The sequence below is a fragment of the Halopseudomonas sp. SMJS2 genome, assembly GCF_029866945.1.
Classification (GTDB): Bacteria; Pseudomonadota; Gammaproteobacteria; order Pseudomonadales; family Pseudomonadaceae; genus Halopseudomonas; species Halopseudomonas bauzanensis.
Map to the genome: position 1 here is coordinate 3,367,173 of NZ_CP123445.1, position 19,215 is coordinate 3,386,387.

Consider the following 19,215-nt stretch of genomic DNA (forward strand, 5'->3'; position numbering starts at 1 on the left):
TTACACTTTGGGTGTCGCACTTAATGCGTATCACTTTAAGCGTTACATAAATATCAATCAAGCAATATTTGCTTAAATCTGCCTGTATCAGCTCATCTATACTTTATTTGCACGGAGCGAACAGCCCGGCCTTTCGCGCAATCATTGCCCGCCATCTTCGGTCTGAACAGGCCTTATCCATTTTTTGATCACGGTATCGGCGGCCTCAATTGCAGCTTCGCCAAAGGCGACCTCGAAACGGCGAGAAAGCATGAGATAATCACCATCGATCTTGCCCGTATGAGTTACTGCAGCGACAGCCCGCCCTATCACCTGGCTCGTTTTTTCTGCCGCCCTTCGGTTGCCGGCCGTCGCCGGAACCGACTCTTTGCCCAGGAAAAAAGTGTAGATAAACCCTCCCAACGCGCCGGCCAGCTCTTTGCGCTCTTCATCTGTGATCTCTACCAGCAGGTTACTCACCGGCCTCCTCCATATAGATTCCACAGCAGGCCGCCCTGGCGGGACTCCCTCTCCACGTTGTGCAAGAAGTTGGCGGTCATTGCACTCGCAAGCTCTCTGCCATATTGCTGGGCATCCTCCGCACTGGCTCCTGGCTGCGCCTCGACTGTAACTGGAGCGCTGATATTAATGATCGGCGCAGCGCCTCCTCCGCCTCTTGTTGAGTTACCGGACAACGCCCTTGCAGTGTCCGTTCTACTGGTAACCATTGCCGGCCCGCGCACAATCTCCGGGCCGTATTCACCGACGATTCCCCACTGACCCGAAGGGATGGTGCCGCCCTTGTCGAACGCACCGGCAAAGTTGACAGATGAAATATTGCTCACGATACCGGCTGTGGCAGCTGCTACCGACGCCATGGCCCCGATATTCATTGGCCATGGGTTGGCCGCGGCCATCGCGATACCTTGCTGAATGGCAATGATGGACTGAGCAATAGCTGCCGCTTTCTGAACTGCGAACATGGCCCGGTAGATGCCAGACTGCTCTCCGGCGAAGGTAGCAGCCATACTGGCAAGGCTACCGAACATCTGCTCAGACGCTGCCAGCGATACCTGGGTTCGGGCCTGCTCCAGATTGGATAGCTCGGCCTGATGCTGTTGGTGGATGTTGCGGACGCGCTCGGCGTAGACCTCTTCATTGATCGCTTTCGCCTCAAGAAAGCCCTGCTGCTTCTCCAGCTCGGTTTGACGCCAGGCCTCCAGCTCGGCAGCTTGCTCTTGCAGCTTGAGTAGCTCCCCGGTGGCGCCACCAAACATTGCATCAATGCCCTGCCCGCGCGGTGCTTGCGAAACCCCTTCCACCGTGCCGGGCGCCTGATCAGCAGCAAGCTGAATATCACGAATGCGCCTGAGCGTTTCCAGTCTCTGCAGAGCTTCCTGATTACCCTGTCTCTCGTATTCAGCGATTTTGGCTGCATACTCCAGTTCAAATTGGGCGTCATTTGCCGCACGAATCTGGCCTGATTCGCGAAGAATCTCAATCCTGCGCTGCTCCTGCTCGGTCAGGTCGCGCTTTGCGTCCAGTTCGCGGGCCAGCCCTTCGAGGTACAGGATCTGCTTGCTGGCGAGCCCCTGGAGATTTCCGTTTTCGATCTCATAGCGAAGCTTTGCCACCTCGCCCGCGTCTTCATGCAGGCTCAGCTCACGATGAAGATTGGCGGCAATTGACTGATAGCTGGAGTTGAGTGACTCCAGTGACCGCTTCCTGCGATCATCCCCTTCTTCCAGAGCCCGCTGCGCATCAATCTCACGCGCCAAGATCAGCAAACGCTCCTGCTCTGCCGGGCTGACCTTGATCAGGCCCTCGCGGATCTGAGCGCGGATTTTCTCTTCTTCAGTGACCGTTCCGAGCAGTGCGCGCTGCTCGGTCAGACGCTTGATGTACGCCTCGCCTTCCTTGGTGCTTGCATTCTCCTGCTCGGCGGACGCGGCTCCGAGGACTTCGAGCTGCTCTTTGATGGCGGCGATGTTGTCTTCTTTCTGCTGAATGAGGCCGCGGGTAATGCCCTTATTGCCGGCTTCATACAGACGCTGGAAACGCTTGAGGTCCTGCTCTTCCCGGCGCATTACCAATTGCAGTCGCTCAGCGACCTGCTCTACTTCAGCCTTGTTCATCCGGCCGATGTTTGCGGTTGCACCGGCGAATCTCTGCTCCGCTATTTCGGCCGTGGTACGCAGCCGGGCCAGGCTGTCATTCAGCCCGTCGGTTGAGCGCTTGGCGCTGTCGGCCTTGCTCGAAAAGTCCACGAACGACAAGGCCACCGCACCCACGGTAAAGAGCACGCCGACCGGGCCGCCGAGCAGCCCTAGGAGACGACCGCCCACGCCTGTTACGACCCGCATAGCGCCCGCAAGGGTGGCACTGGATGCGGCGGCAGCGGTGTTTGCAGCAGCGGCCGCAGCCGAGGCCTTGCTCAGTGTGGCAGCAGCTCCGGCAGCAGCTGCCGTTGCTGCGGTGCGCGCACTGGTTGCCGCCGCGACTGCTTGTTCGGACGCCGCCAGGTTGCGGTTCACTGTAGCCAGTCCACTGCTCAGCGCAGCGTATTCAGCTGTGCCTTTGGCGAGCGCGACCTGCAGGGCAAAGCGCTGCTGCTCCGCCCTGTTCTGCGCCAAGGTGGCCAGTGCAGCCGCTTCGGTTGCTCGCGCTTTGTTCAGCTCCGCCAGCGCACTGACCTTGGCAGCCTCGGCTTTACGGACCTCAAACGCAGCAGCCTGGGCGGTCAGCTGGTTCGATTTGGCTTGCTGGGCAGCCTGCAGCACCATTGCTGTGGTGCTGGTTGTTATCGCAGTAGCGCCCCGCGCCAGGGCGACATACAGGCCGGTTTCCAGTACCTGAACTACGCCCTCAACATTTTCGTCGAGGGCTTTCAAAGCGCTGGTATAGAGTTCAACCCCCTTGCCAAATGCCGGCTGATTGCTCTCCCCTAGCTTAACCAGTAGATCTTGGAGATAGCGCGTCGATGAGCGGAACGCCTTGCCCGCATTTTCCATTGCCGCTTCATAAGCTCCCGCAATATTTGGCGCAGCGTCCATAACCGCATTCGTTCTGGCTTGGGTTTTCTCGTACTCATCAAGCTCATCTACAGACTTATCAAGCTGCTTCGCCAAGTCGACGTAACTTTTCTGGAAGTTTACGTTCAGACCGATGGTGCGTAGCGTCTCGACCTGAGCAGTCTGAATGCCCATTACCAGGCGCTGAAACGCATCGGAAGAATTGAGACCTCCGATAACTGCAGCATCTTGCGCGAGTCGGGCCAGCTCGGTGGCTTTCGCGAGGTCAATGTTCGCCGCGATCATCCGGGCAATGTTGTTCCGCGACTCGATAGCGGAAATCCCGGTGCGCTTGAGTCCATCCTCAAGCGCATCAAGCTCGAGCCGGCTGTACCCAGCGTTTCGACCCACCACTTCCATCACAATCCCCAGCTCTCCATAACGTGAGGCTAGCGTGGTGGTCTCTTTGACTACATCGGCAACTTTGAGGGTGGCAAATATCCCAGCAAGGGGGCGAAGTGCGGAAGCTAGGCCTCCCGCCGCACCTTCGGCTTTTCTTGATTCATCTGCGAGCCGGCGCAGATCATCGGTTGACCGCTTTGCCTGAGTGGAGTCAACCGCAATCACTAACTTCGCATATTCAGCCATCACTACGCTCCATCAGGGGTTCGGGGTTACTTGGCGGGTTTGCCACCGTAGAACTTCGAGCGGTCGGCAGCGATCTGATCAATTGCTACGGCGATTTGTGGAGCGTTCTTGAGAAGCAAACGTACAGATTCAGGAGTGCATGGGTCCTTGAATGACCACCCGGCAACCAGTGAGACGAGGTCATTCAGGATCACTTCGTCGATGGCTCTTGAGCGCTCCCAGTCGCCCATGTCTTCCGGCAGCTTGCTGACTGCTTGGGATGATTCAAAGCTGGACTTGCGAAAAGCATCGGAGTCGGTGCCCCGCACCAGCAGCCACTGCCCTGATTCAGAGCCATCCTCTTTGAGGAGCGGCAGCTTGATGCCGGCATTGGCTTTCGGGACGGTATAAAAATCTTCTTTTTTCATATCTTCCTCTAATCTTTGTTTCTCAGACGGTCAGGCTGGCTCAATCCTCACTCCCTCCCGTCCGCTCAGCAGCTCATCAGCCAGCCTTTCCGCACGCCGGTATGCCTCGATCTCGGACTTGCCAGAGAGTACCGCCAGCGTCCGGCCCTGGTGCTTCAGCCGGACGTGGTACAGCGGCGGCAGACCCTGGAGTTGCCGATAGGCTTCAATGCCCCGCTCAATCGGCCTCAACATTGTCCCGAGCCTTTCCGACTTCACCGGGAGCATTCTTTCTGGGCAGCTCCAGCGGAATGGGTTTCAACCATTCGATCAGAGCGTTAAGGCCTTCATTGGTCGTACCCCAGGAGCCGACCTCTTTGGAGAGCTGGTCTTTTTGGGTGGACGCTCCGGCACTAACCACGTCGTGCCCCAGGGTTTGGGTCATGTAGTGCAGGTCGCGCATACTGCAGGCGAGCTTACCCAGGGTCATCACTGCATCAGGGTAATTGGCGGCGATACCCGCAGCGCCGAGGGCGATCAGTTGATTGCGAGTGAACCCACTCAACCGGGCCGGCCCCCGGAGGATAGCTGCGGCAATGCGTTGCTCAATCCCCTGGTGGATATCTCCCACAAGCTCGGCACGACCCTCGGGTTTCAGCTTGAAAGCATACGCACGGCATTCAGCGTCCAGGGCAGCGCTGGCAGCGTCTGTCGGTTCGATATCCTGGACGGGTCGGAGATTCCGTTGCGCGTAGGTGGCCAGGTTTGCCGCGCATTCGGTTACCGATGGAAACCCGGATTTAACCACCAGCGCAAACTCGTTGAAGACCTCGCGTGACTGGCGGGTTTTTGCCTCGGATGTCAGATCCGCATTTTCTCGGATCTTTTGCAGGGCCGGCAGGGCCCGGGCGTGCTGCTCCAGTAAAGCTGCTTGGAAGTTTGACAGGTTCCGTACGTTGGGCCACAGCGGCCATTTGGTGTTCGGCAGGTTCTGGCCGCTGTAATCTGTGAAATTGTTGAGATACACGGTTGCACCGCCGATGCGCTGGAGCGTGCCGTTTGCCTGATCAATTCTCATACTTACCCCTCATGCCGTAATCGGTGTGTATTTGTTTTCCGCCAGCGCGATCAATGCAGCGCTTGCCTGCACGTCTCCTTTTTGGGCCTTGCTGCGAAGCAATTCGTAATAGGCTGCAATCTCGCTGCGGGTCGGCCTGGCCTGCTTGCCGCGAACAGCTTTCATAGTCATGACAAGAAACCCTCTTGTAACTTTATAACATCGCAATGCTAGATTAGGCCTTATCTGGTTTTATGTCCAGTGTTTTATGGGTGCACTTCAGGTGGTACACAACGGATAGCAAGGCGGTGGGGTTATTAGAGAGTCGAGCCAGGCACATTCGTTTCAGTAATCATAGGGAATCCAAACTGATACGGCGCGATTAGTGTCGGCTGCGACTCGGAGTGTCATTCTCGACACGCTGGGCGGCAGCCTGTTCTTACCTGCTGTCAGGCTCAGCTCTCACGCCAGGTGCAAATTCTTGACGGGGTACCTGCTGCGCTCGCTTCAGCGAACCACTCAAACCATCGTCGTACCTAGCTGGAAGCCAATATGCACGCATCACCCTGGCGCCTGATCCGTCAAAACCTGTCAAGAGTCTCGGCCAGCCGGCGCGCAAATCCGTCTGGGGTCTGTCCGAGATTCAGGTATTACATGGGGTTGTTTTTCAAAGCCCTGCCATCGTGTTCAATGGCGATTGCATGGGGTGTTTCGCGCACGGGCGTAATGCGCGAAGAATCTGCGCGAAAAGGGTCTGTAAATTCTTGACGATCACATCCCTCACGCAACGGGGTAGCACGGTTAAATACCTGGATTTATGCAGGCTGCAGCCCAATCGGGAGGTCAAGCGCGTCCCGGATCCGTCTAGAGCCTGTCTAGAATTTGTCTAGTGTCTGTCAAGGTTGAACCGAGGTATGCCACCAATGGTGGGAAAGGCCAAACTCCCGGAATCCCGGTAGTTCAGGGATGGCTCTGTGGGCAAGGCTACCCCAGATTGGGGCAGCCCTTCGCACCCGCGCACGCAGGGATGCCCCAGATTTGGGGCATTAAAAACCCCAGCGGGTGCCGGGGTCTGGTGTGCGTCGATTGCGCCGTTTTCGACCGCGCGCCGTTTACAGTGTGGTTTGCCGTATCAGTTCCAACTACTGGCCTGGTCGTATTCCTTCAGCCAGTCATCCACGCTCTGGTCTTCTGGTGATGTATTGAGTACAGGAACATCTACCGTGTAACCGTCCTCCCTTATTACCGTATTACCGTGGTTTGAAACGCACGTAGTTGAAATCGGCTGTATGCCTTGTGATGCCTGGCTTTGCCGCATTCGGCTGTGTCTGGTGTTTGTGTCTACTGTGTGTCCAGTTTGTGTCTTGCTTGTGTCTGGTTTGTGTCCACTTACGGCCACCCTGATCAAGTCCGCTGGGATCTCAATTGGGGTCAGAGTGCTCGCATTCAGGCGCTCGCCCTGCAGGTCGCCATCAAATAGGATGGGGCGCAGGGTGCCCATACGCCGGCAGAACCGCTGCAGACGATCAGGGACAGCCAGGCCGGTACCCAGCCAGAACTTGTAGAACGCGCTACGCTTACCCACTCGGAATTCACCCTTGGGCAGCAATGCGCCCGTCTTGCCGCCTGGGCTATCTTTCACCCGCTTCAGCTCCGCGTTGAAGATCGTGTAAACAGCTTCGCCGGTAACCACCGAGACGAAGTGCAGGGTCACGCCCCCGGCTCTGGATTTGCCATAGTGGCCGGTGTCATAGCCCACATACTCGAACGCATCCAAGCCGGCCAGCACCAGCACCTCCCGGCACAGGCGCAGGCGGTTATCAGCTAACCACTGCTCCGGTACCGGCAGGCCACTGGCCGGGCGGATGACAAGGCGGCCACGCTCAATGGCCACACTGTCACCACGCCTCAGCAGTTTTTGCAGGATGCTATCCAAGGGGGTTCGACCTATGCCGCTTCTTCGATCAGGACGTACAGCCCAACGCGGTGTTTCGGGCGGCCCGGGCCGGTGGACAGATGGGTCCATTCAGTGGCGATCACGTAGCCGCGGCCCCGCAGATATCGGACCGTCGATGGCGGATGAATGATATCCAGCGACCGGGCAGCATCCACCGTGGATACCGGGCCCTGTCGCAGCGCTTCCAGCAGGCGGGCCGCCTGGGCCTCGCTGGAATGGTCGACGAAGGGGTCAGGGTGTGCCAGAATCGTGCTTGTCATGCCCATGACATTTTGGCCCTGGCGGGGTTGCAGCCCCGCTTCGGGCTTCTCTGCTTTATTGCGCATGGCTGTTCCCCCGCTCCGCTCCCAGTCTTACCGATGAAATCAGTGCGCCGGACATCTCAGCCATCACTCTTAGTGCCTGCAGCTCGCTGGTGTATATCGAGTCGCCATCATTCACAGCGTCATAGAATCGCTCCAGGATCTGGCCGACCCCCTCGGCGAGATCTCCGGCGACCTCCAGGGCGATAATCCCGTCAACATCCTTGATGACCTCGAACAGATGGCCATCGCTGGTCAAATGGGTGAGCATAGGTTGTGTTTTCAGGGTCATGATTTTTTACCTCGCTTTTTGTCTTGGGCTTCTTCGTTCTTGGCAACGTCGTAGAGCTCGCTACCAGCTGCGTAGACGAACCCGCCGATGGCCTTCACGGCGTGAAGCAAGCCGGTGAATTCATCGCTTGTGAGGTCTGGATCCGATGGGCCCAAGCCAAGCAAATCGCCCAGGGTTTCCAGCGCAAGCCCAGCGCTGAACAGCCGATCACCATGATGAAGCGCGACTCTCGTCAATTGGTTCTCAACCACCACACACCTCCACACGGGCAGCGCCCAGCTTCTTCAAGGGTTCAAGATCAATCAGTTTGGTGGTGGCCGGCAGGGTAAGGGTGCCCAGCACCAGGCTGGCCCGGTCGATCAGTCGGATAGTCATTGGTTGCTCGCCTCCGCACGCAGAACTATTGCAATGAACAGGAACGCCAGCTGGGTCTTCGCCTGCTCCCAGCGCTTGCGGTGCTCGTCCGCTTCCGGGGTGCCATCCTGAGCAGCGTTGTAGGCCAGCCAAGCCTCATTGACTTTCTTCACCAGCCTCACGTCTGCCGGATCGAGCTTGATGGTCAGATTGCTCACCGTGCGCCCTCCTTTGCCAAGCGGTTCAGCCAGACTCGCAGCTCCTTTACCAAGAACAGGCGACGGCGGCCGGACTTAAACGCAACCAAGTCGCCAGTGGCGATGGCTTCATAAATCGTAGTACGGGACAGCCCGGTCATACGGACAGCCTCTTCGATGCCGACAGACAAGGCGGGTAGCTTCGCTACGTTCATAAAATTTCTCCTCTTGGCAGACAGGAAAGGGCCAAGTGAGCGAACTGTAGCCAACAGATTGCTGCACGTCAACTGCATTGCACGGACACACACGGACACATGGACTCAAGTTGCAATACCCGATACCATCTGGAATCAACGAAACTGAGAATCTGAGAAAGGGATAGCGAAATGGCGAAAAACAGGCCAAATCAAGGCGCAAGGAAAACCGAGACTCTTACTTTGCGGCTCGATCCAAAATACAAACTGCTGATCGAGCTCATCTCAAGGGTGCGCCGGCAGTCCATCACCGGTGTGATTGAAGCCGCAGTCGAGGATGTTGCTTCTGATCTTGATACGCCTTACTTCGATGATGGCGAGATGCACAACTATTCGCTGGGGGCAGTTTTCAGCGATGTTTGGTCATCGGATGAAAGCGAGCGTTTCATCAATATGTGCTATCGGCTTCCCACACTGCTTACCTATGAGGAGCAGCGGATCTGGGAAATAATCAAATCCTCGCCGGTTTTCCACGCTAAGGAGGCCACTACACTCCAGACAGACTGGGAGATTGGTGGCATAGGTCGCTTGGATAGGGGGATGCTGAGGCTTCACTGGGAAGACCTGCTCGAGTACGCCGCAGACAAGCGGGACAGTAAAACTGTCGACCCTTTTGTCCCGGACTTCTAGATCAGCTCCACCGCCTGAGCCTTCACGTCAGGGGCCAGGTGAGCATATCGCAGCGTCATCTGAATATCAGAGTGCCCCATCAGCTCGCGGATAGTGTTCAGCGGTACGCCAGCCATTGCCAAGCGTGACGCGAAGGTGTGACGCAGGTCATGCCACCGGAACGCCTCGATGCCCGCATCCTTCAGCAACGCAGCCCAGGCGGAATTGACATTATCCAGCCGCTGGCCGCCCTTGCCGGGGAACACATAGCCGGTCTTGCGGGATTGTTTCTTCCACGCCTTCAGCGCCGCCAGGGCCTCACGGTTCAGCGGTATGTGTCGAGTCTGGCCCGACTTCGCCCCGTCGCCTTCCACGGTGAGCACCTTCTGCACCAGATCCACGTCAGCCCAGCGCAGGTTGAACAGCTCGCCACGGCGCAGGCCGGTATTGATCGCCACCAGCACCAGCGGTTTCAGGTGGTCGGCATACGCGCACTCTCGCAGATCCCGCAGCAGTGGCTTCTTCCGGGCCTTGCGCCATTCGTTGCCGTTGTCCCGGTCGGCCCTGATCTTTTCTTCTCGGGCATCCAGGGCAAACCGAAGCGATTTATCCTCATCAGGCAGCAGGTAACGCACCCGGCCCCGTTTATCGACGCGCAGCTGTTTGAGCTTGGCCAGCGGGTGCTCGGTCAATACGCCCCACTCCACCGCCCTGGACAGCAGGCCGCGCAACCGGGTGACGTTGCGGTTCACCGTGGAAGGCTTCAGGTCGGCAGCCAGCCAGTCAGAGCGCAGCTTATCGAGACGCTTGGCGTTCAGCTCATCCAATCGCAAATGCAGCAGGTCGGCATAGCTGGCCCTGATCGCGCTACAGCCGTTTGCGCCGTCCTTGTGATGCACCAGTGCCCAGGGCTCGAAGGTATCCGCCAGGAAGTGGTCAAGGGTCGGAATAGCGGCGCTGCGGCGGCCCTGGGACACTGCCAGCGGCTCGCCATGTTGTCGGGCCTCGTTGAGATACTGGAGCGCTTCCGCTTGCGCTTGAGCCAGCGTCAGGACACCCACGCGCCCCAGCGTCTTTTTCCGACCACGCGCCCAGGACACCACATAGGACTTTGCGCCCTTGGCTGTGACACGAACGAACAGGCCCGGCACGGTGGTATCATGAACCTCGTATTCAGTGCCTGTAACCTCCAGCGAATTCAGTAAGCGCGCGGTGAGTTTTGCTTTCATCCCGTCCCCATGGGTGCAGTGTGGGTGCAAAAATCACTATACGGCTATGTCCGTGCGGATACAACGGGACGGTAAGCCGTTGATTATCAACGCAAACCCTTGATCTACAAGGGAGCCAAATGACCCTCCGAAGGCAGGGGTCACAGGTTCGAATCCTGTCGGGTGCGCCATTTCTTCCAGAATGAAGGTGACTACCAGCATCCACATGATGCTTCGCCCCTTTGTTCATGCTCCAAGGGGTAGTCTTTCACCACCCCCAATTCAATTTTATTACCTACTCTCGGGCTCAGGATCTGGCTCTATGTTTACTTGAGTAGGTTCGGCAACTGTATCTTGTAGAGAGCCCGGTGAATCTGCGCCTTCAACAATACGCATGCTTTCGGCCTGCTGCTTCTTTTCAAGATACTCGCAAAGGGCATTATGGAGTCCATCCAGCGCTTTATTGCGATTCGTCCACCAGTCCGTAGACCACACCCTGAATAGAGTCCAGCCCAAGCCCTCCAGCACGCCTTGGCGTATCTTGTCGCGTTCGCGCGCATAGGCTGAACTGTGATACATGGCGCCGTCACATTCGATTCCAGCCAGGTAGACCCCGGGCTTGTCGGGATGCACGATCCCCATATCGACCCGATAAGCCGATACGCCAATCTGCGGATGAACAATCCAGCCCTTCTCTTGCAGCCCGCGCGCCACTGCCACCTCAAACGGGGACTCAAAGTCACCCATGGAGCCATGCACCGCCGCCCCTAGTGCGGAAGCACCGCGCTCAGCGTATTCCAAGAAGTGCTTGAGATCGGCCACGGCTCGGGCCTGCGTTCTGGCCAGATCGATACGCTCCGGCGGCATGGTGGAGAACACTACCATCTCGGAACGGGCGCGGGTCATGGCCACGTTCAGGCGGCGTTCGCCACCAGTACGGTTGAGCGGGCCAAAGTTCATGGTAACGTGACCCGCTTCATCCGGGCCGTAGGTAATGCTGAACAGGATCACATCGCGCTCGTCCCCCTGCACCGTCTCCAGATTCTTCACAAACACCGGTTCTAACGTGACCTCTTCCGAGAATGCCCACTCAATAGACGGATCGTCCGAGCGGGCCTTGTCCAGCAGATCCTCAATCAGACTTTGCTGTTCCGTATTGAAGGTCACCACCCCGATGGACTGTTGGCGTACCACCTGATCCTCGGAAGCAAGCCGCCGCACGATCTCCGCCACGATGGCTTTTGCTTCGCCCTGGTTATGGCGCGCCTTGCCACGGGCATAAAAGCCCTCTGGTCGCACCAGCGACACCCCCTTGTCCGGGTGCACCGGTGCCGGGAAGGTGACCAGAGAGCTGTCGTAGTAGCGGCTGTTGGAGAACGCAATCAGGCTCTCGCGCCGTGAGCGGTAATGCAGGTTGAGCACACGCTGCGGAATACTGGCGCCGATCAACTCATCCAGAATGCTCTCCAGATCACCCTCTTCATCAATATCGCCATCCGGGTCATCATCGGAACGGGCAAAGAAATTGGTCGGAGGCATCTGCTTCGGATCACCCACCACAATGACCTGCTTGCCCCGCGCCAGAGAGCCCACCGCATCCCAAACGGTAATCTGCGATGCTTCGTCGAAGATCACCACATCAAACAAGGCCTGCCCCGCAGGCAAGAACTGGGCGATGGACAGAGGCGACATCATCAAGCACGGAGCCAGAGAAGTGATCACGTCCGGCATGTCCTCCATCATTTCTCGCACCGGCTTGTGGCGGGATTTTTTCTGCAGTTCGCGGCGTAATCCCCCCCACGAGGAATTGCGCTTGATGTCTTCTTCGTCCGGAATCTGTCCGGCCAGTTTGGCTGCAATATATTTCGCGGTCAGCTCGCTGAATTGGCTATCCAGCTCCCGGAAACTATGAATGGCCGCTTCATGCTCGGGGGAAGAAAAGGTTCTCAGTACCTCGTCCTCGTCAATCAGGGCAGCGGACCACCAGGTGCAATAAGCGGCCTCAAATGCTTCCGCCACCTCATCCGGCTGAACGTCGCCGCTTTCGATAGCCTGCACCAAGGGGCCCAGTTGCAGATCCATCGCCTCGGAGCGCCGCCGTACCCAGGCACACCAGTCCCGCAGAGCGATATGATGATCAACGATGCTCTGACACAGCGACGGTATCGATTCCAACACATTCGCCTCTCTGGGCAACCGACCTTCGAGGGTGGAGCCAGTCAGGCTTTCAAACTGTGCGCGAATACTATTGAAGTCGGACAGTGTGCCCAAAAACTGGACAATCGCCCGACCAACCGGTGCCTCCGGTGCCAACAAATCATTGGCATCGTAGAGCAGTGTCCGGATCTTCCCTCGCAGCGCCGCCAGGGACTCCGCATCTTCCGCCAGCTTACTGACGGCCACACGTGCACGAGAACCCAACGATTGCAACGAAGCCATGGCTTGCGGGTCGGAGTCGTAAGATTTCCAGTCTCGCAGGCCCTGTAACACTCCATCAAGCCGATCAATATGGCCGCCAACTTCACGCAGCTCACGCAGCACAGGGATATCATTACTCGGGTCTGGCTCAGACTGAGCACCGCCTACCCTCATTTGCTTCAACACTTTGCGCTTGGCAAAAAAAGATTTCGGCCACCAGGTTTCATTGGCTTGGGCCCAGGCACTGCCCAGCTCATCAGCATCCAGCGTCTTCCAGGCCAGCGGCGCATACTGACAGCTCAACTTCGCCTGAGTAGCGATGTAGTGCTTCAAGCGGGTGACTGCATCCTCCAGCGCCTCCAACCGGTCTGTCGCGTCCGGCTCCAGCGCAAAGGACGCCTGGGTACGGTAGGCATCCAGCATCACCTGCCCAAATTCCGCTACCGCAGCCAGTTTGGGTAAGGACATAACGCCCAGTTCAGCACCCAACGTTTTTTCAAGGGCCGCCAGACTACCGTCCAGGCGCTCCGCCTCGGCTTTCAAGCTACCGGCAACCCGCACCAGCTCGCCCTGCCATTGCGAACTCCATTCGTATTGGGTTACGGCTTGCAAGGATGATCGACAAGCGTGCCCACCGCCCTGGCCTGCACGCTCAACAACGCAGCCATTTCCCGCAACTGCTGCAATTGCTTGTCGTCGTGATAATCCGAGTTGGGCCAACTCAGTTTGGCCTTGGCCGCCAGATCCCCGTCACGCACCTTTATGCCGATGGCATAGTGAGCGGTGAGTCCATTACGGCGAGCTTGGTGCAGAATATTGACCACCCGATTCAAACGGTCACGCAGTGCTTTCAGGCGCTCAGCCTCGACCTGCCACTGACTTACCTGGGATTGAGAAGCGCTGTTCCAGGATGTCCGTAACTGATCCAGCACATCCGCCTTCTTCGCCTTGTTGGAATGCAACTGCAGGCAAAACTGGCCCAAACCGATATCCCGCAGACGGCGGTACACGACTTCCAGTGCAGCGGTTTTCTCCGAGACGAACAACACCCTTTTGCCTTTGCCAAGCATATGGGCAATCAGGTTGCCGATGGTCTGGCTCTTACCGGTTCCCGGCGGGCCTATAATCACAAAGTCCTTGCCCCGGTCTGCCGTGGCGATAGCCGCCATCTGGGCGGAATCTGCCGGCAGCGGTGCCAACAAATCTGCTGGGGTGTATTCCCTGTCAATATCCCCAGGCTCCACAAAACGGATATCGCTGTCGTAGGGTTCTCTGGGCGTATCCAGCAGGTGTTTCACTACCGGACTTTCTTTCAGCTCCGCAGAGCGATCCACCAGATCCTTCCACATCAGGTACTTGGCAAAGGAAAAATGGCCCAGCACCACATCTTCGACTACCTCGAACCCAGGCACGTCCTTGATGGCATGACGCACCCGGTTCCAGATGGCTGCCACGTCCACACCACTCTCGTCCTCGGGCAGAGCGCCACCAAGGCCGTGGATCTCGATACCGAAATCCTTCTTCAGCATCTCCAGCAGGGTGGTATTGAAACGGGGCTCGTCATCATTGGCGATCATCTTCACCCCGCTGCGGACGGACTTTCGCTCCAGCGCCACTGGCAACAAGATCAACGGGGCACGATAACGCCGGTTATCTTTGTCCTTCTGCTTCCATAGCAAAAAGCCCACTGCCAGAAATAGCGTGTTGGAGCCGCCCTCCTTCAGCGAGGTTTGCGCCCGGCGGTAGATTTCCACCGCCCGCTTGTCGAGCTCTTCCTGACTCAGCTCCACCAGCACCTGCTTCTTGGTCAGGGCGTCGCGAGCGTATTCCTCCTTCAGATCACCACCGGTGCGCTGCCGATAAATCTCTTCATCCTGATCCTGGGTCTGCAGCCGGGGGAAAGGAGCGATGGATATCCGCGCTCCGGTAGCCAATACATCTTCCAGGGCGCCGGGATCGCCACACACCATGGCAAGACTGCTTTTGCTCGATTTATGGTTGAGCAGGGGATTGCGCGCGGACAGATCCAGCAACTTACGCTGCCAGCGATCCAGACGTCCACCCGGGGTTTCCTCGGGAGGATCCGCTTCCACGATCACCGTGTTGGAAGGCAGGACAGGCGCATCTTCCAACCCCGGCTCCACCAGCTCACCGATGCTGCCCGTGGCAATAGTATTGTCCGCCTGCGACTTCAGGCTGATGGGGTTAATCCGATGCCCTCGCGCCCGGCGAATATCAACGGCAGCGACAAACTCATGATCTTTATCCAGAGCCACCTGTTTAGCACCCTCCTTCACGGCTCTGGAAAACGGCACGGCGGGGTGCTGGGTCATCAGCGTGGTTTCGATCAGGATCAGCTCCTTGAGGGGAATCCGCTGACGCAGAATCTCGGCCTCATCCACCACCACGCTGGAAAGATCCTCCTGCTCCAGCCACAGCCCCACCAGCGCATGTCCCTCAGTGATAACAATCATCGGGTTGAGCCGCGCCTGCTCCAGAGCGGCGGCAAACAGCAGTGTGGTATCCAGGCAGGTCGCCACCTTGGCACTTTCAATCTGGCTCGGCAGGCGAATCTTCTGTCCATTGGTTTCAAAGCTGGCCGGTGGCAGCGCATAACCAAGCTGCATTCTGACTATTGCGGAGTAAATGGCAGAGGCCAGCAACCACACGCGCTCGCGACTGTTGGTGGTATAGCCATCAATCCCAGCTAGCTTGCCGGCCTTGCGCAGAATCTGACTGGCCTGGCCCAGCAGCCTGTCCACCGCCGGATCATTAGGCGTGCAGAACGCAGCCAATAATTCCGGCATATAACCTGCCCCACCCCACTCGTTGCAGGCCAACAGTTCGACGTTGATCACCTGCTCAGTCAAGGTCTCGCCACCCTGACAAACCCGAATCGTCACCGTACCGCGCATGGACTCCGTCAACCCGAACAGGAAGCCACCGTCCAGTTCCAGATCGCGATCCTTCATGCTCAGCAACCCGCCCGCTGCCAGCCAATCCACTGTCCAAGTCTTCTGCTTCAGAAACGCCGGAGAGGCTTCCAACACAATCGACAGGTCGGATAAATCTTGTTCGCTGTCGAGGTTCTCGATCTGCAATTCACGTAAGACGGCGAAGGCGCTTTGGTGGCAGGCGAAGTTGATTTTCTCCACCAGGGTGGCGTGGATTTTTGTTTTTGGTGATTCCTGATCAGACATGGCCCTTCCCTCGATTGATCGCTTCAGCAGCGGACACAGCATCCGTCATAACGTAAGCAGGCATTACTTGCCATCCACGCAGACCTCGACCATTTTACTGACATCAGCAAAATGGTCTGCAACATGATTCCTGGACTTCTCACAGGCCGGCTTGGCTTTGTCGATGACCTCGTCATATACGTTATTTTGTCCATGCTGAATGAATAGCGAAGATCGTGCCAACACTAGTGTCAATGTCGTATGTTTCCATCCAGTTACTCAGCGTTTGCTGACTTTTCAGACCCAATAGCTTGGCAGCGCGGGTCTTGTTGCCTGCTGTCTGGGCAAGCGCCTGCTGCAGATAAGGCCGCACAAACATGCAAAGTAACCTTTGTATATCAACACCTTGCGATAAATCCACGATAGCAGAGTGGTCTGTTCTGGCCGGTATTTCGAACAGCGCTCCAGCCATATCCTTCTGCTCGATAGTATCACCCTGACACCAAAGTGCAGCCCTTACCAAGGTCGCCTGCAGCTCCCTCACATTTCCGGACCATGTATGGCTAAGAATAAGATTTTTTGCATCAGGGGGTATTTTCTTACCATCCAGGGCGGCATCCTGCTTACCTAAGGTGGCCAACAATGCGTCGCACAACAGCAGCAAGTCGCCCTCCCGCCGCCGTAATGGTGGCAGGTGCAGAACCCCAACAGCCACCCGGTAGAACAGATCCTCACGGAAGCGTCCCTCGGCAACATCTGTTATCAGGTTACGGTGGGTAGCCGCTATAAGCCGCACATCGACACGCTGCTCTCCCGCACCACCCACCGGTGTGCAAACCCCCTCCTGCAATACCCTGAGCAGTCGCACCTGTACGTCGGCTGTCAGCTCACCAAACTCATCAAGGAACAGCGTGCCGCCGTCCGCCTGCTGAAATACCCCCAGCCGATCTGCGATGGCACCGGTAAAGGCACCCTTTTTGTGCCCGAACAGGGTGGAGTCGATCAGCTCGGCCGGAATCGCTCCGCAGTTAATGGCAACAAAAGGCTTATCGGATCGCGGGCCTGCGTTGTGAATCGCCCTGGCGAAGAGCTCCTTGCCCGTACCGGTCTCCCCGTACACCAGCACCGGCACCAGCTTCTGTGCCAATACCTGGGCCTGCTGCTTGAGCAACAACATGCTTTTATTGCGGGGGATGATGTTGTCAAACGCAGCATTGATCGGGGTCGCCTGCAGAGCGATGTTACTCAAGCTTGCGGTGCTGATCTCCGAAGCGGCCGGCACATATTCGGCAGCGATCTCGAAAGGTATGTCGACCTGCTGCCTGATCAGCGCAAAGCGCATCAGGCTCGCGCAGCTCAAACAGGCGACACATCAGGATGACCGAGTGCCTCGCAATGCCTGAGCTGATCCCCACCTTCCTGGCTTTTGCCCTCGCCTACCTGGCCTTCGCCCAGCTTGCACTCAGCCAGCCGCAGCATCTGAAGACCATTGCCCCCGACGCCCGCCCTCCCGGTAAATGCCGGGGACGCAAATCAGTCGCCACGCTGTTGTTGCTGATCAGCCTGGTACTGCTGCTTCGCACCGAAGGTGCGGCCTTCGGCACACTTATTTGGGTACAGCTGCTGAGTGCGGCCGGCTTCTGCGTAGCCCAGACGCTGGCCTGGAGGCCCGCCTGGTTGCGCTGGCTGGTAGCAGCTAGACGCTGAAAACCGCCACGCACGCCTCAGCAAGACTCCTGAAGGGACACGCCTGCGACCATAGGCTAGTAGGCAGTGACAAATCGCCTCTGTTAAGTTGCCGGGCTTTTTCCAGATCGGCTCCGGCTCAAGAAGGGGACAGTTGTCGTGTCTCCAGAATAAATAACGAGGAACGTAATAAATGCTTCTTTTCTTTGCCAGTCTTGCCATATTGCTACTGGGCTATAAGTTCTACAGCCCTTTTGTAGAAAAACAGGCCGGGATCGACCCTGCCATCAAGACGCCGCAAGCGCGCCTCGATGATGGCGTTGACTATGTTGCCATCAGCCCGATCCGGGCATTTCTCATCCAATTTCTGAATATCGCGGGGATCGGACCTATTTTCGGCCCTATCCTGGGCGCCATGTATGGCCCGATCGCCCTGGTGTGGATCGTGATCGGTAACGTGGTGGGCGGCGCGGTACATGACTATTTCTCCGGCGTTATGAGCCTGAAAGAAGACGGCAAGAGCCTGCCCGAGATTGCCGGTCACTATTACAACGTGATCTTCAAGGGCGTCATGCTGATCTTCACTTGCATGCTGCTGTTCTTCGTGGGGGTTGTCTTCATCATGAGCCCGGCAGGGCTGCTGAGTAATCTCTCCTACTTCGAAGGCACTTTCCTGGCGGGCAATACCTTCTGGGTACTGGTGATCCTGGCGTATTATTTCTTCGCCACCCTGCTGCCCATCGACAAAATCATCACCAAACTCTATCCAGTGTTCGGTCTGCTGATGATCGTGATGACTTCCCTGGTGGCTATTTCAGTACTGCTGGAAGCACCCCACCTGCCGCAGGTCACCGACATTTTCGCGTTCTTCGATAGCCATGAGCATCATGACTTCCTGACGCCCAACCCCGATGGGTTGCCGGTCTGGCCGCTGCTATTCCTGACCATCACCTGCGGTGCGATCAGTGGTTTCCACTCCACCCAGTCGCCGATGATCGCGCGCTGCCTGACCAACGAGAAATATGCCCGCCCGGTGTTCTACGGCGCGATGATGTGCGAAGGCATCGTTGCCTGCGTCTGGGCGACGGCCGGTATCGCCACCTTCCCGGGCGGCTATCCCGAGCTCAAGGCCATGCTGGATCTGGGTGGACCGGGCCTGGTAGTGAACCACATTGCCACCAGTTACCTGGGTATCTTCGGTGGGGTAATGGCCATCCTGGCGGTGGCGATCTTTCCGATCACCTCCGGTGACACCGCCTTCCGCTCGCTGCGCCTGACGGTTACCGATGCATTCAACATTTCCCAGTCCGCCACACGCCGACTGGCTCTGGCGGCGCCGATACTGGGCGTGGCCTATCTGATGACCTTCCTGGACTTCTCGTTGATCTGGCGCTACTTCGCCTTCTCCAACATGCTGCTGTCGACCAGCGTATTGTGGCTGGCAACCAAGTATCTGCTGGATAGAGGCACATTCCATTGGATCGCCAGTATTCCAGCGGTGATCGGTACCGCCATTACCGTTGCTTATATTGCAACGGCCGGTATCGGTTTCAATCTCCCCGCGGAATACAGCAAGGCGATAGGCATCGTGGTTGGAGTGATCTGCTTTATCGGGCTGGTGATGCACCATAGCAAACGCAATGTCGCCGGCGGTTATGCGAAGCCGGAAGCGTAATAA

General features: G+C 57.6%; 20 protein-coding genes. 3 read left to right on the forward strand and 17 right to left on the reverse strand.

Features of this window, described 5'->3' with window-relative positions; genetic code table 11:
* Positions 1-141: 141 nt before the first annotated feature.
* From QAO71_RS15740 to QAO71_RS15800, 13 genes are all read right to left on the reverse strand, one after another.
* Positions 142-459 (reverse strand): hypothetical protein, encoded by a 318-nt coding sequence (locus tag QAO71_RS15740; protein ID WP_280164855.1) that lies wholly within the window; start codon positions 457-459, stop codon positions 142-144.
* The gene (locus tag QAO71_RS15745; protein ID WP_280164856.1) at positions 456-3,638 is read right to left on the reverse strand and encodes a hypothetical protein; all 3,183 of its coding nucleotides are present in this window, start codon (positions 3,636-3,638) and stop codon (positions 456-458) included. Before QAO71_RS15745 ends, QAO71_RS15740 begins: the two co-directional genes overlap by 4 nt.
* Before the next feature lie 26 nt (positions 3,639-3,664).
* A complete protein-coding gene (locus tag QAO71_RS15750) occupies positions 3,665-4,045 on the reverse strand; it encodes a hypothetical protein (RefSeq protein WP_280164857.1) in 381 nt (126 codons plus the stop codon).
* 30 nt (positions 4,046-4,075) lie between these two features.
* On the reverse strand, positions 4,076-4,279 hold the full coding sequence (locus QAO71_RS15755) for a hypothetical protein (protein WP_280164858.1): 204 nt from the start codon (positions 4,277-4,279) through the stop codon (positions 4,076-4,078).
* Entirely contained in the window at positions 4,263-5,102 is an 840-nt protein-coding gene (locus QAO71_RS15760; protein WP_280164859.1) for a hypothetical protein, read from the reverse strand. Before QAO71_RS15760 ends, QAO71_RS15755 begins: the two co-directional genes overlap by 17 nt.
* Before the next feature lie 9 nt (positions 5,103-5,111).
* Entirely contained in the window at positions 5,112-5,273 is a 162-nt protein-coding gene (locus QAO71_RS15765; protein WP_280164860.1) for a hypothetical protein, read from the reverse strand.
* A gap of 940 nt (positions 5,274-6,213) precedes the next feature.
* On the reverse strand, positions 6,214-7,017 hold the full coding sequence (locus QAO71_RS15770; RefSeq protein WP_280164861.1) for a hypothetical protein: 804 nt from the start codon (positions 7,015-7,017) through the stop codon (positions 6,214-6,216).
* Between the two features lie 11 nt (positions 7,018-7,028).
* Positions 7,029-7,364, reverse strand: coding sequence for a helix-turn-helix domain-containing protein (locus QAO71_RS15775; RefSeq protein WP_280164862.1), 336 nt, complete (start codon positions 7,362-7,364; stop codon positions 7,029-7,031).
* Positions 7,354-7,632, reverse strand: coding sequence for a hypothetical protein (locus QAO71_RS15780; protein WP_280164863.1), 279 nt, complete (start codon positions 7,630-7,632; stop codon positions 7,354-7,356). Before QAO71_RS15780 ends, QAO71_RS15775 begins: the two co-directional genes overlap by 11 nt.
* Positions 7,629-7,883: a hypothetical protein gene (locus QAO71_RS15785; RefSeq protein WP_280164864.1), complete on the reverse strand. Its 255-nt coding sequence runs from the start codon at positions 7,881-7,883 to the stop codon at positions 7,629-7,631. The genes QAO71_RS15780 and QAO71_RS15785 overlap by 4 nt, the downstream gene beginning before the upstream one ends.
* Positions 7,876-8,007 carry a hypothetical protein gene (locus QAO71_RS15790; protein ID WP_280164865.1) on the reverse strand — a complete coding sequence of 44 codons (132 nt, stop codon included), beginning with the start codon at positions 8,005-8,007 and terminating at the stop codon, positions 7,876-7,878. The genes QAO71_RS15785 and QAO71_RS15790 overlap by 8 nt, the downstream gene beginning before the upstream one ends.
* On the reverse strand, positions 8,004-8,204 hold the full coding sequence (locus QAO71_RS15795) for a hypothetical protein (RefSeq protein WP_280164866.1): 201 nt from the start codon (positions 8,202-8,204) through the stop codon (positions 8,004-8,006). Before QAO71_RS15795 ends, QAO71_RS15790 begins: the two co-directional genes overlap by 4 nt.
* Entirely contained in the window at positions 8,201-8,398 is a 198-nt protein-coding gene (locus QAO71_RS15800; protein ID WP_280164867.1) for a helix-turn-helix domain-containing protein, read from the reverse strand. Before QAO71_RS15800 ends, QAO71_RS15795 begins: the two co-directional genes overlap by 4 nt.
* 171 nt (positions 8,399-8,569) lie before the next feature.
* Between QAO71_RS15800 and QAO71_RS15805 the strand changes: the two genes are divergently transcribed.
* Positions 8,570-9,067: a hypothetical protein gene (locus QAO71_RS15805; RefSeq protein ID WP_280164868.1), complete on the forward strand. Its 498-nt coding sequence runs from the start codon at positions 8,570-8,572 to the stop codon at positions 9,065-9,067.
* On the opposite strand, the gene QAO71_RS15810 is transcribed toward QAO71_RS15805, so the two are convergent.
* The 4 genes from QAO71_RS15810 to QAO71_RS15825 form a co-directional block, all read right to left on the reverse strand.
* Positions 9,064-10,275 carry a site-specific integrase gene (locus tag QAO71_RS15810; protein WP_280164869.1) on the reverse strand — a complete coding sequence of 404 codons (1,212 nt, stop codon included), beginning with the start codon at positions 10,273-10,275 and terminating at the stop codon, positions 9,064-9,066. The two genes, QAO71_RS15805 and QAO71_RS15810, sit on opposite strands and share 4 nt — an antisense overlap.
* Positions 10,276-10,545: 270 nt before the next feature.
* A complete protein-coding gene (locus QAO71_RS15815; protein ID WP_280164870.1) occupies positions 10,546-13,284 on the reverse strand; it encodes an AAA domain-containing protein in 2,739 nt (912 codons plus the stop codon).
* Positions 13,272-15,872, reverse strand: a complete 2,601-nt coding sequence (locus QAO71_RS15820) for a DUF4011 domain-containing protein (RefSeq protein WP_280164871.1) — start codon at positions 15,870-15,872, stop codon at positions 13,272-13,274. The genes QAO71_RS15815 and QAO71_RS15820 overlap by 13 nt, the downstream gene beginning before the upstream one ends.
* A 181-nt stretch (positions 15,873-16,053) precedes the next feature.
* Positions 16,054-17,193, reverse strand: a complete 1,140-nt coding sequence (locus QAO71_RS15825) for a sigma-54 dependent transcriptional regulator (protein WP_280164872.1) — start codon at positions 17,191-17,193, stop codon at positions 16,054-16,056.
* Positions 17,194-17,246: 53 nt separating this feature from the next.
* Between QAO71_RS15825 and QAO71_RS15830 the strand changes: the two genes are divergently transcribed.
* Together QAO71_RS15830 and QAO71_RS15835 are read left to right on the forward strand one after the other, a co-directional pair.
* Positions 17,247-17,558 (forward strand): DUF3325 family protein, encoded by a 312-nt coding sequence (locus QAO71_RS15830; RefSeq protein ID WP_036991977.1) that lies wholly within the window; start codon positions 17,247-17,249, stop codon positions 17,556-17,558.
* 172 nt (positions 17,559-17,730) lie between these two features.
* A complete protein-coding gene (locus QAO71_RS15835; RefSeq protein WP_280164873.1) occupies positions 17,731-19,212 on the forward strand; it encodes a carbon starvation CstA family protein in 1,482 nt (493 codons plus the stop codon).
* The last annotated feature ends 3 nt before the right edge of the window (positions 19,213-19,215 follow it).

What these genes read in the sequence shown, in the direction of transcription:
- QAO71_RS15745 (WP_280164856.1), bottom strand. Translation starts at nt 3,638, where the DNA reads ATGGCTGAATATGCGAAGTTAGTGATTGCGGTTGACTCCACTCAGGCA.
- QAO71_RS15750 (WP_280164857.1), bottom strand. Translation starts at nt 4,045, where the DNA reads ATGAAAAAAGAAGATTTTTATACCGTCCCGAAAGCCAATGCCGGCATC.
- QAO71_RS15755 (WP_280164858.1), bottom strand. Translation starts at nt 4,279, where the DNA reads ATGTTGAGGCCGATTGAGCGGGGCATTGAAGCCTATCGGCAACTCCAG.
- QAO71_RS15760 (WP_280164859.1), bottom strand. Translation starts at nt 5,102, where the DNA reads ATGAGAATTGATCAGGCAAACGGCACGCTCCAGCGCATCGGCGGTGCA.
- QAO71_RS15765 (WP_280164860.1), bottom strand. Translation starts at nt 5,273, where the DNA reads ATGACTATGAAAGCTGTTCGCGGCAAGCAGGCCAGGCCGACCCGCAGC.
- QAO71_RS15775 (WP_280164862.1), bottom strand. Translation starts at nt 7,364, where the DNA reads ATGCGCAATAAAGCAGAGAAGCCCGAAGCGGGGCTGCAACCCCGCCAG.
- QAO71_RS15780 (WP_280164863.1), bottom strand. Translation starts at nt 7,632, where the DNA reads ATGACCCTGAAAACACAACCTATGCTCACCCATTTGACCAGCGATGGC.
- QAO71_RS15790 (WP_280164865.1), bottom strand. Translation starts at nt 8,007, where the DNA reads ATGACTATCCGACTGATCGACCGGGCCAGCCTGGTGCTGGGCACCCTT.
- QAO71_RS15800 (WP_280164867.1), bottom strand. Translation starts at nt 8,398, where the DNA reads ATGAACGTAGCGAAGCTACCCGCCTTGTCTGTCGGCATCGAAGAGGCT.
- QAO71_RS15805 (WP_280164868.1), top strand. Translation starts at nt 8,570, where the DNA reads ATGGCGAAAAACAGGCCAAATCAAGGCGCAAGGAAAACCGAGACTCTT.
- QAO71_RS15810 (WP_280164869.1), bottom strand. Translation starts at nt 10,275, where the DNA reads ATGAAAGCAAAACTCACCGCGCGCTTACTGAATTCGCTGGAGGTTACA.
- QAO71_RS15820 (WP_280164871.1), bottom strand. Translation starts at nt 15,872, where the DNA reads ATGTCTGATCAGGAATCACCAAAAACAAAAATCCACGCCACCCTGGTG.
- QAO71_RS15825 (WP_280164872.1), bottom strand. Translation starts at nt 17,193, where the DNA reads ATGCGCTTTGCGCTGATCAGGCAGCAGGTCGACATACCTTTCGAGATC.
- QAO71_RS15830 (WP_036991977.1), top strand. Translation starts at nt 17,247, where the DNA reads ATGCCTGAGCTGATCCCCACCTTCCTGGCTTTTGCCCTCGCCTACCTG.
- QAO71_RS15835 (WP_280164873.1), top strand. Translation starts at nt 17,731, where the DNA reads ATGCTTCTTTTCTTTGCCAGTCTTGCCATATTGCTACTGGGCTATAAG.